This is a genomic window from Variovorax sp. Soil_C_33 (assembly GCF_057656935.1).
The window spans coordinates 18,128-36,159 of record NZ_JBDGJK010000024.1 but is presented as its reverse complement, the minus strand read 5'-3'; the positions used below and the strand labels follow the sequence as shown (position 1 = coordinate 36,159).

The following is an 18,032-nucleotide window of genomic DNA, read 5'->3' as shown; positions in this document are numbered from 1 at the left end:
TGCTTAGGTTTGCATTCGCGCTGCTAAAGTGGCGCCAGATACCGGGGGAACGGCATGACGACTTTGACGCGCTGGGTGCTTTGGGTGGCGTGGCTTGCCACCGTCAGTTGGCTTTGGCTTGCGGGTGCGCTGGGCATCGGCAGCGCGCTCGCGACGGGCGCAGCGAGCCTCTTGCTGTTCGCATGGCCGGGTCATTCGCACCGGCGGCGCCGCTCGGAGCTGCGCTACATCGAGATGGGCAAGCAGCCCGTGGGCCTGCCCTGAGCCGCGCTCAGATGCTGTGCGGGTCGACATCGACCAGCCAGCGGATCACGCCCTTGCCTTCGGGCTGCCGCCGCAGCCCGTGCAACAGCGGCTGCCAGGCCGCCAGCAGGCGCTGCAGCGCCGCACGCGACGCGCTTTCGACCAGCATCTGCGCCCGCTCCACATTCGCCACGCGCTGGATCGCCAGCGGCACCGCCGGGTAGCGGGTCACGCGCTCGGCCCCCGGCAGCGCATCGGCCGCCTCGCTCGCGGCATTCAGAAAAGCCTGGGCCGCCTCCTGCGTGCGGGCGTCGGCCCGCAGCAGCGCCTGGAAGGCGTAGGGCGGCATGCCTGCGGCGGCGCGCTCTTCGAGCTCGCGCTCGGCGAACGCCGGGTAGTCGTGCCGTCGCAGCGCCGCGAACAACGCGTGCTGCGGATGGTGGGTCTGGATCCACATTTCGGCGGTCGCGCCCTGCGCTGAAAGATAGGCAGCGTCGCGCCCGGCGCGCCCGGCCGACTGCATCAGCAGGCTGAACAGGCGTTCGGGCGCGCGGAAGTCGCTGGAGAAGAGCGCACCGTCGGGATTGACGGCGGCCACCAGCGTGATGCGCCGGAAATCGTGGCCCTTGGCAATCATCTGCGTGCCCACCAGTACGTCGACCTCGCCCGCATGCACGGCGGCGAGTTGCGATTCGAGCGCGCCTTGGCGACGCGTGCTGTCGGCGTCGATGCGCGCGATGCGCACTGCGCTGCCATCGGGCCGCTTGACGCTCGCGAACAGCTCGCCCAGGTGCTCCTCGAGGCGTTCCGTGCCGCGGCCCACCGGCGCGATGTCGGGGTTGCCGCAGGCCGGGCAGGCGCGCGGCACGCGCTCGGTGAAGCCGCAGTGGTGGCAGCGCAGCGTGCGGTCGATCTTGTGGAACACGCGGTAGGCGCTGCAGTGCGGGCATTCGCTCTTCCAGCCGCAGTCGCCGCAGGCCAGCACCGGCGCATAGCCGCGCCGGTTGAGGAACACCATGCTCTGCTCGCCGCGGGCGATGCGCTGGCCGATGGCATCGAGCAGCGCGCCCGACAGCACGGTGCGGGGCGGTTGCAGGCTCATGTCGACCAGGCGCACCGCGGGCAGCTCGACGGCGCCGATGCGCGAGGGCATGGCGAGCCGCAGATAGCGCCCGCCGGCATCATCGCCCGCGGCCGGTCGGCTCTGGTGCCAGCTTTCGAGCGAGGGCGTGGCGGAGCCGAGCATCACCTTCGCGCCTTCGCGCTGGCCGCGCCACACCGCCAGGTCGCGCGCCGAGTAGCGCGCACCCTCCTGCTGCTTGTAGCTGGGGTCGTGCTCCTCGTCGACCACGATCAGCTTGAGCGCCGGCATCGAGGCGAAGACCGCCATGCGCGTGCCCAGCACGATGCGCGCCGCGGCGCTGTGCGCCGCGAGCCAGCTGGCCAGGCGCTGCGGGTTCGTCATGCCGCTGTGCAGCGAGACCACGGCGCCGCTGCCGAAGCGTTCCTTGAAGCGTGCTTCGAGCTGCGGCGTGAGGTTGATCTCGGGCACCATCACCAGCGCCTGCGCGGCCGGCTCGCGCGCCAGCAGCGCCGCCACGGCCTGCAGGTAGATCTCGGTCTTGCCGCTGCCGGTGCTGCCGAACAGCAGGAAGGGGCCGGTCTCAGCATCGAAGCGGGCCAGTGCCTCGGCTTGCTCGGCAGACAGTGTCGGGCCGCCGGGCGCCGCGCCGGCGGCAGGGGAGAGCGCCGGCACGGCCTGCCGCTTGAGCCGCCGCGCCAGCTGCACTGCGCTCAGGTCGCGCAGCTGGGGCGGCAGCGCAGCCAGCGCAATCTCGCCCAGCGAGCGCTGGTAGTAGCGGGCGGCAAAAGCCACCAGGTCGCGCCAGGCATCGTTCAGCGGCGGCAACCCGTTAAGCACGGCGGCGACCGGCTTGAGCTCCATGGCGGGCGTCGCGCCGTCCTCGAGCGCATGAACCGCCCATGCCACGCCCAGCACCTCGCGGCGACCCAGCGGCACCCGCAGCAGCGACCCGATGGCCGGCGTCTCGGCGCTGGCGTAGCTCAGTACATCCCCTAATGCGCTGTGGGCGGGAGTCTGCACCGTCACGTCGATGCGCCAGTTCAAGGCGGGGTCCTGTTACGGCCGTTGGTTAAAGCAAGTTGTAGCAAAGCGGCTTAAGTCGTTGATTTGCATGCGCTTTGAAAGCCATCCAGAGTTTGTGTGGATAACTTTGTTGATATCCGGGCCCGACTCGCCGCCAGCCCTTGAAAATCAAGGCTCCGGCTGGAATGCCCGCAAAAAAAGCAAAGTTCAAAATCCATATAAATCAATGACTTAGCAGCGCTATCGCTTTAGGAGCAGGGATTTGCGGTCCACAGATATTTTTGCGCGGCGCAGCAAGTGTTTTGTGCATAAGTCAGTCGGTCCTCACCCTTTGGACTTGACAAATGCGAATCGGTCGTTCTCAGGTACTTACAACCTATAACAGTCGCATCAAACACGCAGCGCGCGCGACTGCGCATGCACTGCCGCGACCAGCGCCGCGACATGGTCGGGCGGCGTGAACTGGCTGATGCCATGGCCCAGATTGAAGATGTGGGTCGGCCCGCTCGAAGCGCGATCGGCATGCGGGCGGCCGAAGCTCTGCAGCACCTTCGCCACCTCGGCCTCGATCTGCGCCGGCGCGGCGAACAGCACGTTGGGATCGATGTTGCCCTGCAGCGCCTTGGCCCCGGCGCCTTCGCCCACGAGCGCGCGGGCGCGGCCGAGGTTGACGGTCCAGTCCAGGCCCAGCACCTCGCAGTCGAGCGCACGCATGTCTTCGAGCCAGAGTCCGCCGCCCTTGGTGAAGACGAGGCGCGGCACCGGCAGGCCGTCGGCGCCCTCGCGCTTCAACTGCGCGAGCACGCGTGCGGTGTAGGCCAGGCTGAAGTCCTGGAAGGCGCCGTCGGCCAGCACGCCGCCCCAGCTGTCGAACACCATCACGGCCTGGGCGCCGGCATCGATCTGCGCATTGAGGTAGGCGGCCACGGCATCGGCATTCACCGCGAGCAGGCGGTGCATGAGATCGGGACGGCTGTAGAGCAGGGTCTTGACCTGGCGGTAGTCGCTCGATCCTGCCCCTTCGACCATGTAGCAGGCCAGCGTCCAGGGGCTGCCCGAGAAGCCGATCAGCGGCACCCGGCCGTCGAGCGCGCGTCGGATCGACGCGACAGCGTCGAACACGTAGCGCAGCTTGGCCATGTCGGGCACTGCGAGCGCGCCGATCGCGGCCTCGTCGCGCGCCGGCCGCGCGAAACGCGGGCCTTCGCCGGCCTCGAAGGAGAGGCCCAGGCCCATCGCGTCGGGCACCGTGAGGATGTCGGAGAACAGGATCGCGGCATCGAGCGGATAGCGTTCGAGCGGCTGCAGCGTTACCTCGGTGGCGTAGTCCACGTTGGTCGCCAGGCCCATGAAGCTGCCGGCGCGGGCCCGCGTCGCCACGTATTCGGGCAGGTAGCGCCCGGCCTGGCGCATCAGCCAGACGGGGGTGTGATCGGTGGCCTGGCGCCAGCAGGCGCGCAGGAAAGTGTCGTTCTGGAGGGGCGCGAAAGGCATCCCCCGATTGTCGCAGGCGCGCTCATTCGGCCGCGCGCTCGGCTTGCCCCAATGCCTGCGCGAGGAAGTCTACGAAGGCGCGCACGCGCGTCGAGAGCTGGTAGCGCTGCGGGTAGACCGCATAGATGTCGGCACCGGGCGTGCGGTACTGGGGCAGCACCTGCACCAGGCGGCCGCTGCGCAGGTAGCGGTTGATGTCCCACTCGGCGCGCATCACGATGCCATGCCCGTCGAGCGCCCACCTGACCGCGATCTCGCCGTCGTTGGTCGTGAGGCTGCCGCGCGTCTTGATGGCCTCGGTGCGCTCGCGCGCGCCGCGCCCGGTGCTGAGGCGCCACAGGCCGTAGGCCTCGTCGCCCTGCCGGATGCCGATGCAGTTGTGGCGCATCAGGTCGCGCGGCACTTTCGGCTGGCCGCAGCGCGCCAGGTAGGCCGGCGAGGCGCAGAGCAGGCGCTGGTTGGCCGCGATGCGCCGCGCGATGACGCGCGCGTCCGGCGGCTCGCCGAAGCGGATGCAGACGTCGAAGGCGTCCTCGCTGAAGGGGGGAGGATTCACCGACAGCTGCAGCTGCACGTCGACCTCCGGATGGCTGCGCACGAAGCGCGAGATCACCGGCGCCACGTGCGTGCGGCCGAAGCCCAGGGTCGCGTTCACGCGCAGCAGGCCCTTGGGGCTGCCCTTCGACTGGCTCAGCAGCTCGTCCAGCTCGGCGATCTCGTCGAGGATGCTGCGCGCGCGTTCGAGCAGCACCTCGCCTTCGGGCGTGAGGCTCATGCGGCGCGTGGTGCGGTTGATCAGCGTCACGCCCAGGCGGCCTTCCATCTGGGCCAGCCGCTTGCTGACGGCGGCCGTGCTGATTCCCAGGTCGCGGCCGGCCGCGCTGAGACTGGGGGCGCCGGCCAGCGCCGAGAAGAAGCCGAGCTCGGCCGGTTGGATGCCGCTGGTCATGGGGATAGATTGTTGAATGCAGGTTAACGATGGATTGAATTCATGCCCTTATCGTAGAGCTGTCCGGCTCCTACAGTCGGCCCATCTTTTCAACAGGAGCAGACGCATGAAGACATACCGCATCGCGACCATTCCCGGCGACGGCATCGGCAAGGAAGTGATCCCGGCCGGCCGTCAGGTGATGGAAGCGCTGGCCGCCGCCTCGGGCGGCCAGCTGAACTTCGAGTTCGAGGATTTCGGCTGGGGCGGCGACTGGTTCCGCCAGCACGGCGTGATGATGCCGGACGACGGCTTGGCCGCGCTGCGCGACAAGGACGCCATCCTGTTCGGCTCTGCCGGCGACCCGCACATCCCCGACCACGTCACGCTGTGGGGGCTGCGCCTGAAGATCTGCCAGGGCTTCGACCAGTACGCCAACGTGCGGCCGACGCGCATCCTGCCGGGCATCGACGGGCCGCTCAAGCGCTGCACGCCCGAGCAGCTGAACTGGGTGATCGTGCGCGAGAACTCCGAGGGCGAGTACGCCGGCGTCGGCGGCCGCGTGCACCAGGGCCATCCGATCGAGGCCGCGACCGACGTCAGCATGATGACCCGCGCCGGCGTCGAGCGCATCATGCGTTTCGCCTTCCGGCTCGCCCAATCGCGCCCGCGCAAGCTGCTGACCGTGGTCACCAAGTCGAACGCGCAGCGCCACGCGATGGTGATGTGGGACGAGATCGCGGTGCAGATCGCGAAGGAGTTTCCCGACGTCACGTGGGACAAGGAACTGGTCGACGCCGCCACCGCGCGCATGGTGAATCGCCCGGCCACGCTCGACACCATCGTCGCCACCAACCTGCATGCCGACATCCTGAGCGACCTGGCGGCCGCGCTGGCCGGCAGCCTGGGCATCGCGCCGACCGGCAACATCGATCCCGAGCGGCGCTACCCCTCGATGTTCGAGCCGATCCACGGCTCGGCCTTCGACATCATGGGCAAGGGCCTGGCCAATCCGGTCGGCACCTTCTGGTCGGTCGTGATGCTGCTCGAACACTTGGGCGAGGCGCAGACCGCCGCGCGCCTGATGCAGGCCGTGGAGCACGTCACCGCCAATCCTGCGCTCCATACCCGCGACCTCGGCGGCACCGCGACAACCGAGGAGGTGACCCGCGCGGTCTGCGGCTACATCGCCGCCACCCAGGGCGAGCGCCGCGCGGCCTGAGGGAGCGCCGCCGAATACAACGAGATGGAGACAACATGAACTTTCTCTTCGAGCCCCGCCGCCGGCGCCTGGTGCAAGCCGGTGCCCTCGCACTCGGCCTGGCCTCCACGCTGGGGTCCATGCAGGCTTTTGCGCAGCAGCCCTGGCCTGCCAAGCCCATCAGCCTGATCGTGCCCTTCCCCTCGGGCGGCACCACCGACGTGCTGGCCCGCGCGTTGGCCGACCGGCTCTCGCAAAGCCTCGGCCAGCCGGTGGTGGTCGAGAGCAAGCCCGGCGCCGGTGCGACGCTGGGCGCCGACTACGTGGCCAAGGCCAAGCCCGACGGCTACACGCTGCTGATGGGCGCGGTGCACCACACCATCGCGACCAGCGTCTATAAGAAGCTGCCCTACGATTTCCAGAAGGACCTGGCGCCCATCACCCTCGTGGCCATGGTGCCCAACGTGCTGGTGGTCAACGCCGCCAACACGCCGGCCATGAACGTCGCCGAACTGGTGGCGCTCGCCAAGTCCGCGAAGGACAAGCTGGCCTACGGCTCCAACGGCAACGGCACCGCGCAGCACCTGATCGGCACGCAGTTCCAGGCCAGCACCGGCGCCGAACTGCTGCACGTGCCCTACAAGGGCAGCGGCCCGCTCACCACCGACCTGCTCGGCGGCCAGGTGGCGATGTCCTTCGACACCATCACGCCGGTGCTGCAGCACATCAAGAGCGGCAAGCTGCGCGCGCTGGCCGTGACCACTGCGAAGCGCTCGTCGGTGCTGCCGGAGGTGCCCACGCTCGAGGAGGCCGGGCTCAAGGGCTTCGACATCGGCACCTGGTTCGGCGTGCTCGCGCCGGCGGCCACGCCGAAGGAGGTGGTGGCGCGCCTCAACGCGGAGATGGTGAAGATCATCCAGTCGCCGGAATTCGTCGAACGCATGCACGCGATCGGCGCGGAGCCGCTGGGCGGCAGCTCGCAGGACATGGCAGGCCGGATCCGCGAGGAGACGGCGAAGTTCGCGAAGCTGGTGAAAGAAGGAAAGGTCGCTATCGAATAGTGAGTAGCGATCAGCGCCAGGGCGTCGCGCCCCTGGTAAGCCGCGAGTGCTCGACCATGACGCAGCGGTCCTGCACCACTTCCAGCCCGGCCGCGCGGCCCTTGGCTGCCGCGGCCTCGTTGATGATGCCGAGCTGCATCCAGAGCGCCGGCGCGCCGATGGCGATGGCCTCGTCCATCACCGGCGGCACGTCTTCGGCCCGGCGAAACACATTCACCAGGTCGATCTTCTCGTGCTTCGCGGCCTCGGTCAGCGTCGGGTACGACTTCTCGCCGAAGACCTCGCGTGTGTTCGGGTTGACCGGCACGATGCGGAAGCCGCGTGCCTTCATGTATTGCGAGACGCCGTAGCTGGTGCGATGCGGGCTCGGCGAGAGGCCGACGACGGCGATGGTGCGCGTGCGCGCAAGCAGCGCGCCGATGTCGGTGGGTGGGGTTGCGTCTTTCATCGCGCCATTTTGCGGCGCGGCGCGCGACCCTACCGCTTAGGCCTTGTATTTGATCGAGCAGCCGTAGGGCTTGGTGGCCGCCGCGCTGATCGGTTTGCCGCCGAAGGCTTCGCCGAGCGCCTGGTTCACGTAGTTGGTCGCGCTCTTGATGTCCTCGGCGCGCGCCGATGCAATGCTGTCGATGCCGCCCGCGTACACCAGCACGCCCTTGGGATCGATGATGAAGAGGTGCGGCGTGGTGCGCGCGGCATAGGCGCGGCCGATCACGCCGTCCTCGTCCATCAGCACGGCCGTGGGCGCGGCCGACTGCTCCTTCATCCAGGCATCGAGCGCGGCCGGTTTCAGGTAGTCGCTGGCGGCCCGCTCGGTCGAGTTGACCGACAGCCAGACCACGCCCTTGTCGGTGGCCGCCTTCTGGGTGGCAGGCATGTTGCCGCTGCCGTAGTGCTTGCGCACGAAGGGGCAGCCCGGATTGGTCCATTCGAGCACCACGAACTTGCCGGCGAAATCCGACAGCCGGTGCTGCTTGCCGCCGGTGTCGACGGCGACGAAATCGGGCGCCTTCTGGCCCACGGCCGGCGCGGCCATGGCGTGGGTGCCCATGAGGAAAGTGGCGCCGAGCGCCACCGCGGCGGCCACCACGGCGCGGCGCGAGGCCCGGCTCAGGGCGGCGCGGGCATTGCGCGCGGCACGGTAGGAACGCGAGTCGGAGGATGACGATGAAGCCATGGTCAGCTTGAACTCCTGATCAATATATTCAACAACCGCCACAGCTTAGAGCGGTTTTCTCACCTGCTTGTGACAACCCGTAGAAGGCCGGGGTCAAAGCGTCGCCAGTGCCGAGCGTACCTCTTCTTTGCTAAGGATTTCGGTCAGCACCACGGGTGCCTTGCCCGGCGCCTGCAGCACATAAACCGGCACGCCGCTGCGCCCCAGCGCGGTCAGCGCGGCGGTGATCGCCGGATCGCGGCGCGTCCAGTCGGCGCGCAGCATGGCGACCTGCCTGGCATCGAACTCGGCCAGCAGCGCCGCATCGGCCAGCGTGCTGCGCTTGTTGTACTGGCAGGTCACGCACCAGGCGGCCGTGAAGTCGATGAATACCGGCCGGCCGGCGGCCGCGAGCTCGCTCACGCGCGTCGCAGACCAGGGCTGCCAGCGGTCGCCGCTCGCGGCCACGGCCGGCGCCGCGCTGCGCACCACGTTGCCGCCGATGGCGCCCGCCAGCACCGCGGTGGCCGCGATCAGCAGGCCGGCCACCACGATGCGCGTGCGCCCGCGCAGCGTGAAGGCCCAGACGATCGCCGCCAGGCATACCAGCAGGCCGAGCAGCGCGCCCGCGCCGTCGATGCCGCTTTGCTGGCCCAGCACCCAGACCAGCCAGGCGACGGTGGCGAACATCGGAAAAGCGAGCAGCCGGCGCAGCGTGTTCATCCACGGTCCAGGCCGCGGCAGCAGGCGCGCCACCGCCGGCACGAAGCCCGCCGCCAGGTAGGGCAGGGCGAGGCCGAAGCCGAGCACCGCGAACATCAGCAAGGCCTGCGTGGCCGGCAGTCCGATCGCGAAGCCCAGCGAGGCGCCCATGAATGGCGCCGAGCAGGGCGAGGCGATCACCACCGCGAGTACGCCCGACAGGAAGTCGTTGGCCACCGGGTGCCTGGCCTGGGCGCCGCACAGCGAAGCCGGCGCCAGCATGCGGAACTCGTAGACGCCCGCGAGGTTGAGCCCGATCAGCGTGAAAAGCGCAGCCAGCACGGCCACCACCGCCGGCGACTGGAGCTGGAAGCCCCAGCCCAGTTCGGCGCCGGCCGCTCGCAGCGCCAGCATCGCGCCGCCCAGCGCCAGGAAGGACACGATCACGCCGGCCGTGTAGGCGACGGCGGCCATCCGGTGGCCGCTGTGGTCTTCGGCCTGGCGCGTGAAGCCCAGCACCTTGATCGCCAGCACCGGGAACACGCAAGGCATCAGGTTGAGCAGCAGGCCGCCGAGCAGCGCGCCCAGCAGCGCGGCGACGAAGCTGCCTGCTGGTTGCGGCAGGGGCGCCGCGGTGTTGGCTTCGAGCGCGGCTTGCAATGCCGGCGAAACCTCGACCCGCGGGGCCGTGGCGGGCCAACTGCCGGCAACCGGCGCTTCGGCGCGCCAGGCGATGGGCTGGCCGGCTTGGCGATCGGCCTCGGCCAGGGCGACCACCACCGGCATCGTCGCCGGGCTGGCGCTGCGCTGCTCGGACAGCGGCACGCTGGCGGTCCAGGTGTCGCCCTGCCAGGCCTGCGTCCAGTCCTTGCCCTGCACGGCCGCGGTGTGGATCACCTCGCCGGTCTCGGCGAAGAACTCCAGCGTCTTGCCGCGCGCGGCTGGCGGCAGGCCTTCGAGCCGGACCTGCAGCTTGTTGCCCTCGACGGCGATCGTGCCCGGCTTGGCGAGCGCGGCCGGCTGGGCGGCCAGGGCGGCGTCGAAGGCGCTCTTGTGCAGTGCGGTCGAGCCTTGCAGCGGCAGCTTGAGCAGGAACTCGCCGTCTTCGGGAATGCATTCCTTGCGGCAGACCAGCCAGGAGGCCTTGAGCTTGACGTCGAGCGCGTCGGCGCCGGTGAGGCTGGCGGCGGGCTTGAAGTCGGACGCCACGGTCAGCGGCACCGGCAGCAGCACCGTGCCTTCGTAGCCGTAGTTGGCCAGGTTGCCGACCGGGATCTTCTTCGGTACCGGCCAGGCGATGTCGCCGTTGGAAATGCCGGCCGGCAGCGACCAGGCGAGTTCGGTCGGCAGGCCGGAGTCGCCGGCGTTCTTCCAGTAGGTGTGCCACTCGGGCTGGTGCGTGATCTGCAGGCCGACCCAGACCGGCGCGCCGGGGGCGACGCCCTGCGGCGCATGGGCGATCAGTTCCGCCCGCACGTGCGGCGTGGTGACGACCGGTCCGAGCTTGGATGCCAGCTGGGCCGCAGCCGGCAGGCAGGCTGCGAGCGACGCGACCAAGACGGCCGCAAGACGGAGAGGAGAGATAAAGGCCATGCCGGTCAGTCGGAGCGCCGGCGCCGGACGAAGTTCCGAATGGCGCTCACGTCGCCCACCCCAGCACCACCCGGCGGGTGGTGGCGCTCTTCTTTTCGATCTTGGTCACGACGACCTGGCCGATCTCGCGCGTGTTCGCCACGTGGGTGCCGCCGCACGGTTGGAAGTCGATCGATTCGGCGTCTCCGATCCGGATCGTGCGTACCGTGCCCGTGCCGCGCGGCGGCTGCACGCTCATGCTCTTGACCAGCGCCGGGTTGGCATCGAGCTCGGCATCGGTGATCGCGCCCACGGCCAGCGGATGGCCGGCGGCGACCAGGCGCGCCAGGCCGGTCGTCAGCGCCTCCTTGTCCAGCGGGTCGGTCATGTGGAAGTCGAGCCGGGCGTACTCGGGCGTGATCGAGCAGCCGTTGACCGGCTGCGGCACCAGGTGGCACAGCAGATGGGTCGCGGTGTGGAAGCGCATCAGCCTATGGCGGCGCTCCCAGTCGATGCGGGCCGTTACGTCATCTCCGGGCTTCAGCGATGCGAGCAGTTCGGCCTGGTTCGCTGCAGGCACATGGACGATCTCGTCGGTCGCCCGGCCCTCGGCGTCTTTGCCCTTGCGCGTGTCGGCGATCGCCAGTTCGCGCCCGTCGGCCAGCACCAGGTGGCCGCTGTCGCCCGCCTGCCCGCCGCCCTGCGGATAGAACACCGTGCGGTCGAGCACGATGCCGGCTTCGTCGGCGCGCACGACGCGGGCCTGGCAGTCGCGCAGGTAGGCGTCGGAGCGGAACAGATCGTCGGTCATCGCCCGATGGTAGCGGCGGCGCCGCGGCGGGGTGCGCCCACGCCAGAAAGCGCCCACAACCGACAGCGAGGGCTTGCGCGATCCGGAAGATTCATGGCTGGAGGGCCATTCGACCCATGAACAATCACAAGCATTCTTCGACCGCGGCCTTGCTGGCCGCCGCCGTGCTGCTCGCGGCTTGCGGCGAAACCGCCAAACTGCCGCCGGAGGCCGGCATCGGCCCGACGCCGCAACTGCCGGCGCCGAACAAGACGCTGATCCCGACCGTCCACATCGCCCCGGCCACCGGCTGGACCGACACCGCCGGCCCGAGCGTGCCCAGCGGCTTCACCGTGACGGCGCTGGCCCGCGGGCTGGACCATCCGCGCTGGGTCTATCTGCTGCCCAACGGCGATGTGCTGGTGGTCGAGAGCAACAAGCCGCCGAAGCCGGAAGGCGCAGGCGACGGCGGCCTGATGAAGAAAATCCGCAGCGCGGTGATGAGCCGCGTCATGAAGCGCGCCGGCGCCGAAGTCCCGAGCGCCAATCGCATCACCCTGCTGCGCGATGCGAACGGCGACGGTGCGGCGGAGGTGCGCCAGGTGTTCATGCAGAACCTGATGTCTCCCTTTGGCGTCGCGCTGGTCGGCAACGAGCTCTTCATCGCCAACGCCGACGCGCTGGTGAAGGTGCCTTATACGGAGGGTCAGACCTCGATCACCGCGACGCCCACCAAGGTGACCGACCTGCCGGCCGGCATCAACCACCACTGGACCAAGAACGTGATCGCCAACCGCGAAGGCACCAAGCTCTACGTGACGGTCGGCTCCAATAGCAACATCGGCGAGAACAGCCTGGCGGCCGAAGAGGGCCGGGCCGCGATCTGGGAGGTCGACGTGAAGAGCGGCGAGAAGCGGCTGTTCGCCACGGGGCTGCGCAATCCCAACGGCATGGCCTGGGAACCCGAGACCAGCGTGCTGTGGACGGTGGTGAACGAGCGCGACGAGATCGGCAGCGACCTCGTGCCCGACTACCTGACCTCGGTGAAGGACGGCGCCTTCTACGGCTGGCCCTGGAGCTATTACGGCCGCCATGTCGATGTGCGGGTGACGCCGCCGCGGCCCGAGATGGTGGCCAAGGCGGTGGCGCCCGACTATGCGCTGGGCTCGCACGTGGCCGCGCTGGGCCTGGCCTTCTCCCACCCGCGCGGCATGCCGCCCCAGTTCGCCAACGGCGCGTTCATCGGCGAGCACGGCTCGTGGAACCGCAAGCCGCTGTCGGGCTACAAGGTGGTGTTCGTGCCCTTCAGCGGCGGCCGGCCCAGCGGGCCGCCGGTCGATTTCGTCACCGGCTTCCTGAGCGCCGACGAGAAGGCGCAGGGCCGGCCGGTCGGCGTGGCGCTCGACAAGAGCGGGGCGCTGCTGGTGGCCGACGATGTAGGCAACGCCGTCTGGCGCGTCGCGCGAGCGAAGTAGCGGCCTCTAGAAGCCCTGCAGCACCACCTTGCCCTGCGCCTTGCCGCTCTCGATCAGCGCATGGGCGCGGCGCAGGTTCGCTGCGTTGATGGCGCCGAAGCTTTCGTTGGCCGTGGTGCGGATGCGGCCCGCATCGACCAGCGCGGCGACTTCGGCCAGCAGCTCGCCCTGGCGCGCAACATCGGGCGTCTCGAACTTCGAGCGCGTGAACATCGACTCCCAGTGCAGCGAGATCGCCTTGCCCTTGAGCGGCATGGCATCGAACACCGCCATGTCGTCGATCACCGCGAGCTGGCCCTGGGGCTTCAGGCACTCGACGATCTGCGCGTAGTGCTGCCCGGTCTGCGTCAGGCTGGCGACCATGTCGACTTCGCCGATGCCGGCGGCCCTGAGCTCGGCGTCGAGCGGCTTCGAATGGTCGATCACCGCGTGTGCGCCCAGCGCCAGGCACCAGGCACGCGTCTCGGCGCGCGAGGCGGTAGCGATCACGCGCAGCTGCGTGAGCCGGCGCGCGAGCTGGATCAGGATCGAGCCGACGCCGCCGGCGCCGCCGATGATCAGGAGCGTCTGCCCGGCGCCGCCGTTCTTCGGCACCCGGAGCCGGTCGAACAGCAGCTCGTAGGCGGTGATCGTGGTCAGCGGCAGGGCGGCGGCCTGCGCGTCGTCCAGGCTCTTCGGCGCGAGCGCCGCGATGCGCTCGTCCACCACATGCAGTTCGCTGTTGGTCCCGGGCCGGGTGATCGAGCCCGCGTAGTACACGCGGTCGCCCGGCTTGAAGCCTTGGACCGCCGCGCCGACGGCCTCGACCGTGCCGCACGCGTCCCAGCCCAGCACCTTCGCGTCGGCCGCCCCGGGCCGCGCGCCCTTGCGCACCTTGGTGTCGACCGGGTTCACGGAGATCGCCTTCACCCGCACCAGCAGGTCGCGCGCGCCCGGCGTGGGGTCGGGCAGGTTGAAATCCTCGAGCGACGCGGGGTCGTCGATGGGAAGGGATTGGCGATAGCCGACGGCTTTCATGGTGTGTCCTTGAGGAATGGAATCGATCGGATCGAATGTAGACACCATCGCAGCGTTTGATAAGCTGCCTTCAAAACGCATCAGTTTCAAATGAAGGTTGAAAATCTCGCAGATCTCCACGTGCTGGTGCACACGGCGCGGGGCGGCACCCTCACGGCGGCGGCGCGCGCGCTGGGCATCACGCCCGCGGCGGCCAGCGCGACCTTGAAGCGGCTGGAGGTGCAGCTCGGCGCGCGCCTGTTCGAACGCTCGACGCGCGCGATGCGGCTCACGCCGCAGGGCCAGACGCTGCTCGACTACGCCAGCCGCGCCTTCGAGCTGCTGGCCGAGGGCGAATCGCTGGTGACGGCCGATCGCGGCGCGCTGGTCGGCACGGTGCGCGTCGCCGCGCCTTCGGACCTCACGCGCAGTGCGCTCCTGCCCTGGTTCGACGAGTTCCTCGATGCGCACCCGGGCCTGCAGCTCGCGCTCTCGGTCGGCGATCGGCCGCTCGACGTCACGCGCGACGAGGTCGACGTGGCGCTGCGCTACGGCGCGCTGGCCGATTCGCGGCTGGTGGCGCGCAAGCTGGCCGATTCACGCCCAGTGCCGTGCGCTTCGCCCGCCTACCTGCGCCGGCACCCGGCGCCGCAGCTGCCGCAGGACCTGCTGCAGCACAACTGCCTGACCTTCCATCGCGGCGGCCGGCGCCAGCGCGTCTGGCGCTTCGCACGCGACGGCCAGTGGAGCGAGGTGCGCGTCGATGGCGACCGCATCGTCGACGACGCCTCGCTCGCGCGCCAGTGGGCGCTCGCGGGCCGCGGCATTACGCTCAAGTCGGCGCTCGACGTGCAGCAGGACGAGGCCTCGGGCGCGCTGGTCCGGCTCCTGCCCGACTGGGACACCGAGCCCTATCCGCTGCATGCCCTGCTGCCCAGCGGCCGCTTCGTGCCGGCGCGGGTGCGGGCGCTGGTCGATTTCCTGGCGGCCAAGTTCGCGGCGCTTCCCTCGCACCACTAAGCTCGCACCACTAAGATTGCCTCATGACTGCCCTTGCCAGCCGATTCTGGTCCCAACTCACGACACGCGATTTCGCCGCGCTCGATCCGGCGACGACCGTCGCGGTGCTGCCCCTGGGCGCTACCGAGCAGCATGGGCCGCACTTGCCGCTGGGCGTGGACTCGACCCTGGTCGAAGGCATCGTCGCCGCCGCGCTGCCGCTGCTGCCGACCGAGCTGCCGGTGCTGTTCCTGCCGACCCAGCAGATCGGCCTGAGCCCCGAGCATGCGCGCTTCGCGGGCACGCTCACCCTGTCGGCCGAGACGCTGATCCGGCTCTGGAGCGAGATCGGCGCCGGCGTGGCGCGCGCCGGCGTCAGGAAGCTGGTGCTTTTCAATGCGCACGGCGGACATACCGGCGCGATGGACATCGTCGCGCGCGAGCTGCGTGCGGCGCACGGTCTCATTGTCTACAGCGCGAGCTGGTTCAACCTGCCGCTTGGCGATGCGGGTGCGCAGTTCAGCGCCGACGAACATCGCTTCGGCGTGCACGCCGGCGAGATCGAGACCTCGATGATGCTGGCCCTGGCGCCTGGCCAGGTGGCGATGCAGGCGGCACGCGATTTCGGCTCCAGCTCGCGTCAGCGGGCGGCCGACTACCCGGTGCTCGGCAATGGCAAGAGCGCCAGGCTGGGTTGGGCCATGGAGGACTACAACCCCGCAGGCGCGGCCGGCAATGCCGCGGCGGCAACCGCAGAGAAGGGCCGGGCAGTGATCGACGCCGCAGCGGGCCAGCTGGCGGCCCTGCTGGCCGAGGTGTCGCGCCTGCCGCTGTCGACCGCGCACACCGGGCCGCTGGGCTGAACGGCGTCAGCCGGCCACCGCCGGCCCGCCCGGCGCGGTTTCCTCGATCTTGATCGTGCCGTCGGGCCGCTCGCAGGTGCCGATGAGCAGGCCGCTGGCGACCGCATGCGCGCGCAGCGCCTCCAGCACTTCGTCGCGCCCCGGACTGGCGGAGAAGGCAGGTGTGCTGTCGAGCGCGAAGAGCTGGAAGGCATAGCGGTGCACGCCGTGGCCCGGCGGCGGATCGGGCGGCAGCCAGGCTGCCTGGAGGTAGGAGTTGCGGCCGGTGTGAACACCGGTTCCCTCGTTGCCGGCGCTGGCGATCGCAGCTTCGGGCAGGTTGCCGTCCTCCGCCGCAAGGTCGACCACGATCGCATGCACCAGCGGATGGGGCGTCGGCGAATCGGCATCCTCGACCAAGAGCACCAGCGAAGCGGCGCCGGCCGGCACGCCGGTCCATTGCAGTGGCGGCGACAGGCCCTCGCCGTCGGCCGTGTAGCGCGGCGGCAGCGGCGCATGGTCGACGAAGGCCAGGCTGGCGACCGTGATCGATGCCATCCCCTGGCGCAGTCCCAGGGTGTTGAAGGCGATCTCGTCGAGGCCGGCGCGTACGCCGTGCAAGGCGTGGCCGATGGCTTCGGGAAGTTTTTCGAGCATCTCTCCTGTATAGCCTGCGGGCGGAAGCCGGCGTGTAGGCAGGCTCCGCTATCATGAAACGGCGCTGCGCTCCCGCGCTCGCCTCTTCCCTCCCATTCCAATACCAAAGGAAGCGTATGAGCATCGTCTGGACCATCCTGATCGGTTTCGTCGCGGGCCTCGTGGCGCGCGCCATCAAGCCCGGAGACGACTCGGCCGGCTTCATCGTGACCACCCTGATCGGCATCGCCGGCTCGCTGATCGCGACCTACTTGGGGCAGGCGATGGGCTGGTACACGGCGGGCCAGGGGGCAGGCTTCATCGCCTCGGTGGTCGGCGCGATCGTGCTGCTCGTCATCTGGGGCCTCGTCAAACGCAAGTGAGCGTGCCGGGCAGCGATGGCCCGCAAATCCAAGGCGCACCACCATGTCTACGTCGTCGAACTCGACGACCGGGTCTGGAACGTCGCCCGCTTCCGGCGCGCCAACCCCGCCTACCGGCTCGGCCAACCTTTCGTCTACGTCGGCATGACGGGGCTGGATCCCGACGTACGCTTCGACAAGCACAAGGCCGGCATCCAGGCCAACGCCTTCGTGCGTGACTATGGGCTCAGGCTGCTGCCGGCCCTGTATGCGGTCTACAACCCGATGCCCTACGAGGCCGCGCGCGAGATGGAGGTCGAACTCGGCATCGCATTGCGCGAAGCCGGCTACGGCGTCTGGCAAGCCTGAAATAAGCTCTCCCCAGGCTTGCAACGAAAGGAGGCGCTATGGACGGTACGGCCTGCATCGTGATGACCACCGCCAGCACCGAGGACGAGGCCGAAGCACTGGCCGCCGCGATCGTCGAGGCGGGCCTCGCGGCCTGCGTGCAGGTGCAGCGCGTGCGCAGCTTCTACCTCTGGCAGGGCGCGCTGCACCGTGAGCCCGAATGGCTGCTTTTCATCAAGACCCTCGTCGCTCGCTATGCGGTGCTGGAAGCCTTCATCCGGGAGCGCCACAGCTACGAAACGCCTGAAATCGTGCAGCTGCCGATCACGGCCGGGTCTGCGGACTACCTGCGCTGGCTCGCTGGCGGCAGCGCAGGAATCGATCAGGCGTAGGTCACCCAGTCCGCCCAGGCCGGGCCATCGAGGTGCGGCAGCGTGTTGTAGGTCACCAGCATGTGGCGCTTGGGCGTGAAGGCGAATTCGGTCACCGCCGTGTTGCGGATGCGCAGGTTCAGTTCGATGGTGGTTTCCGGGCTGGTGCCCAGCACATGGCCGACCGCGGTGCTGATCGGGCCGCCGCTCGAGACCACCAGCACCCGGGCGCCGTGGTGCCTGCCGCGCACGTGGTCCAGTGCGCTCGTCACCCCGGCCAGGAAGTCGACGTAGCTCGGCATGCCGGCCGGTGAGGTCCGGCCCTGCATCCAGGCGCCCAAGCCGTCGCGCAGCAGCCGGAAGTGGTGGCGGTATTTCTCGGGCGAGTCGGGCTTCTCGAGCTTCTCGGGATGGATGGTCGCAATGACCGCTTCGGCGTCGTACTCGTCGAGCCCCGGCCAGGGCAGCACGTCGTCGCGCGCAAGCCCCAATCCTTCGGCAATGCCTTCCCAGGTCTGGCGATGGCGCTTCAGGGTGCCGGTGATGACGGCATCGAACTGCATGCCGCGCTCGCGCCAGTACTCGCCCAGGCGCCGCGACTGGCGGTGGCCCAGATCGCTCAGCTGGTCGTAGTCGGCCGCGCCGAAGCTGGCTTGCCCATGGCGCACGAGATAGAGGGTTCCCATGCGCGGGATTCTGCCGACGCGCTCCCGAACGGGAGGTCACTGCGGCGACCTTGGGGGCGCCAC

The 18,032-nt window shown here is 69.6% G+C and carries 19 protein-coding genes; 9 read left to right on the top strand and 10 right to left on the bottom strand.

What is annotated here, in order from left to right:
* The first annotated feature begins 54 nt into the window (after window positions 1-54).
* Window positions 55-264 carry a hypothetical protein gene (locus AC3A6B_RS27375; RefSeq protein WP_214697642.1) on the top strand — a complete coding sequence of 70 codons (210 nt, stop codon included), beginning with the start codon at window positions 55-57 and terminating at the stop codon, window positions 262-264.
* A gap of 7 nt (window positions 265-271) precedes the next feature.
* On the opposite strand, the gene priA is transcribed toward AC3A6B_RS27375, so the two are convergent.
* From priA to AC3A6B_RS27360, 3 genes are all read right to left on the bottom strand, one after another.
* A complete protein-coding gene (priA, locus tag AC3A6B_RS27370; protein ID WP_487839785.1) occupies window positions 272-2,371 on the bottom strand; it encodes a replication restart helicase PriA in 2,100 nt (699 codons plus the stop codon).
* Window positions 2,372-2,740: 369 nt separating this feature from the next.
* Window positions 2,741-3,844 (bottom strand): uroporphyrinogen decarboxylase, encoded by a 1,104-nt coding sequence (gene hemE, locus AC3A6B_RS27365; RefSeq protein ID WP_487839784.1) that lies wholly within the window; start codon window positions 3,842-3,844, stop codon window positions 2,741-2,743.
* A 22-nt stretch (window positions 3,845-3,866) separates the two neighbouring features.
* Window positions 3,867-4,793, bottom strand: a complete 927-nt coding sequence (locus AC3A6B_RS27360; protein WP_487839783.1) for a LysR family transcriptional regulator — start codon at window positions 4,791-4,793, stop codon at window positions 3,867-3,869.
* 106 nt (window positions 4,794-4,899) lie between these two features.
* Here AC3A6B_RS27360 and AC3A6B_RS27355 point away from each other — a divergent pair, with 106 nt between their 5' ends.
* On the top strand, window positions 4,900-5,994 hold the full coding sequence (locus AC3A6B_RS27355; protein ID WP_487839782.1) for a tartrate dehydrogenase: 1,095 nt from the start codon (window positions 4,900-4,902) through the stop codon (window positions 5,992-5,994).
* A 35-nt stretch (window positions 5,995-6,029) separates the two neighbouring features.
* Window positions 6,030-7,034, top strand: a complete 1,005-nt coding sequence (locus AC3A6B_RS27350) for a Bug family tripartite tricarboxylate transporter substrate binding protein (RefSeq protein WP_487839781.1) — start codon at window positions 6,030-6,032, stop codon at window positions 7,032-7,034.
* A 10-nt stretch (window positions 7,035-7,044) separates the two neighbouring features.
* Here AC3A6B_RS27350 and AC3A6B_RS27345 read toward each other — a convergent pair whose 3' ends face one another.
* The 4 genes from AC3A6B_RS27345 to AC3A6B_RS27330 form a co-directional block, all read right to left on the bottom strand.
* Window positions 7,045-7,482: a CoA-binding protein gene (locus AC3A6B_RS27345; RefSeq protein ID WP_487839780.1), complete on the bottom strand. Its 438-nt coding sequence runs from the start codon at window positions 7,480-7,482 to the stop codon at window positions 7,045-7,047.
* A 36-nt stretch (window positions 7,483-7,518) separates the two neighbouring features.
* Window positions 7,519-8,211, bottom strand: a complete 693-nt coding sequence (locus AC3A6B_RS27340) for a redoxin domain-containing protein (RefSeq protein ID WP_487839779.1) — start codon at window positions 8,209-8,211, stop codon at window positions 7,519-7,521.
* A 93-nt stretch (window positions 8,212-8,304) separates the two neighbouring features.
* Window positions 8,305-10,485: a protein-disulfide reductase DsbD family protein gene (locus AC3A6B_RS27335; RefSeq protein WP_487839778.1), complete on the bottom strand. Its 2,181-nt coding sequence runs from the start codon at window positions 10,483-10,485 to the stop codon at window positions 8,305-8,307.
* A 46-nt stretch (window positions 10,486-10,531) separates the two neighbouring features.
* Window positions 10,532-11,275, bottom strand: coding sequence for an alanyl-tRNA editing protein (locus AC3A6B_RS27330; protein WP_487839777.1), 744 nt, complete (start codon window positions 11,273-11,275; stop codon window positions 10,532-10,534).
* 116 nt (window positions 11,276-11,391) lie between these two features.
* Between AC3A6B_RS27330 and AC3A6B_RS27325 the strand changes: the two genes are divergently transcribed.
* Window positions 11,392-12,729, top strand: a complete 1,338-nt coding sequence (locus AC3A6B_RS27325; RefSeq protein ID WP_487839776.1) for a PQQ-dependent sugar dehydrogenase — start codon at window positions 11,392-11,394, stop codon at window positions 12,727-12,729.
* 6 nt (window positions 12,730-12,735) lie between these two features.
* On the opposite strand, the gene AC3A6B_RS27320 is transcribed toward AC3A6B_RS27325, so the two are convergent.
* Window positions 12,736-13,746 (bottom strand): zinc-binding alcohol dehydrogenase family protein, encoded by a 1,011-nt coding sequence (locus AC3A6B_RS27320; protein WP_487839775.1) that lies wholly within the window; start codon window positions 13,744-13,746, stop codon window positions 12,736-12,738.
* A gap of 90 nt (window positions 13,747-13,836) precedes the next feature.
* On the opposite strand from AC3A6B_RS27320, the gene AC3A6B_RS27315 reads away from it, so the two are divergent.
* Both AC3A6B_RS27315 and AC3A6B_RS27310 read left to right on the top strand, forming a co-directional pair.
* Complete coding sequence (locus tag AC3A6B_RS27315) at window positions 13,837-14,745, top strand: LysR family transcriptional regulator (protein WP_487839774.1); 909 nt, start codon at window positions 13,837-13,839, stop codon at window positions 14,743-14,745.
* A 23-nt stretch (window positions 14,746-14,768) separates the two neighbouring features.
* On the top strand, window positions 14,769-15,587 hold the full coding sequence (locus AC3A6B_RS27310) for a creatininase family protein (RefSeq protein WP_487839773.1): 819 nt from the start codon (window positions 14,769-14,771) through the stop codon (window positions 15,585-15,587).
* Window positions 15,588-15,593: 6 nt separating this feature from the next.
* Here AC3A6B_RS27310 and AC3A6B_RS27305 read toward each other — a convergent pair whose 3' ends face one another.
* Entirely contained in the window at window positions 15,594-16,223 is a 630-nt protein-coding gene (locus AC3A6B_RS27305) for a YbhB/YbcL family Raf kinase inhibitor-like protein (protein WP_487839772.1), read from the bottom strand.
* A 116-nt stretch (window positions 16,224-16,339) separates the two neighbouring features.
* Between AC3A6B_RS27305 and AC3A6B_RS27300 the strand changes: the two genes are divergently transcribed.
* From AC3A6B_RS27300 to cutA, 3 genes are read left to right on the top strand one after another with little or no spacing between them, the layout of a single operon-like run.
* Complete coding sequence (locus AC3A6B_RS27300; protein ID WP_126839786.1) at window positions 16,340-16,585, top strand: GlsB/YeaQ/YmgE family stress response membrane protein; 246 nt, start codon at window positions 16,340-16,342, stop codon at window positions 16,583-16,585.
* A 15-nt stretch (window positions 16,586-16,600) separates the two neighbouring features.
* Window positions 16,601-16,933 (top strand): hypothetical protein, encoded by a 333-nt coding sequence (locus tag AC3A6B_RS27295; RefSeq protein WP_487839771.1) that lies wholly within the window; start codon window positions 16,601-16,603, stop codon window positions 16,931-16,933.
* A 38-nt stretch (window positions 16,934-16,971) separates the two neighbouring features.
* Window positions 16,972-17,304: a divalent-cation tolerance protein CutA gene (gene cutA, locus AC3A6B_RS27290; RefSeq protein ID WP_487839770.1), complete on the top strand. Its 333-nt coding sequence runs from the start codon at window positions 16,972-16,974 to the stop codon at window positions 17,302-17,304.
* On the opposite strand, the gene AC3A6B_RS27285 is transcribed toward cutA, so the two are convergent.
* Window positions 17,295-17,969 (bottom strand): histidine phosphatase family protein, encoded by a 675-nt coding sequence (locus AC3A6B_RS27285; RefSeq protein ID WP_487839769.1) that lies wholly within the window; start codon window positions 17,967-17,969, stop codon window positions 17,295-17,297. The genes cutA and AC3A6B_RS27285 overlap by 10 nt on opposite strands.
* Window positions 17,970-18,032 lie beyond the last annotated feature (63 nt).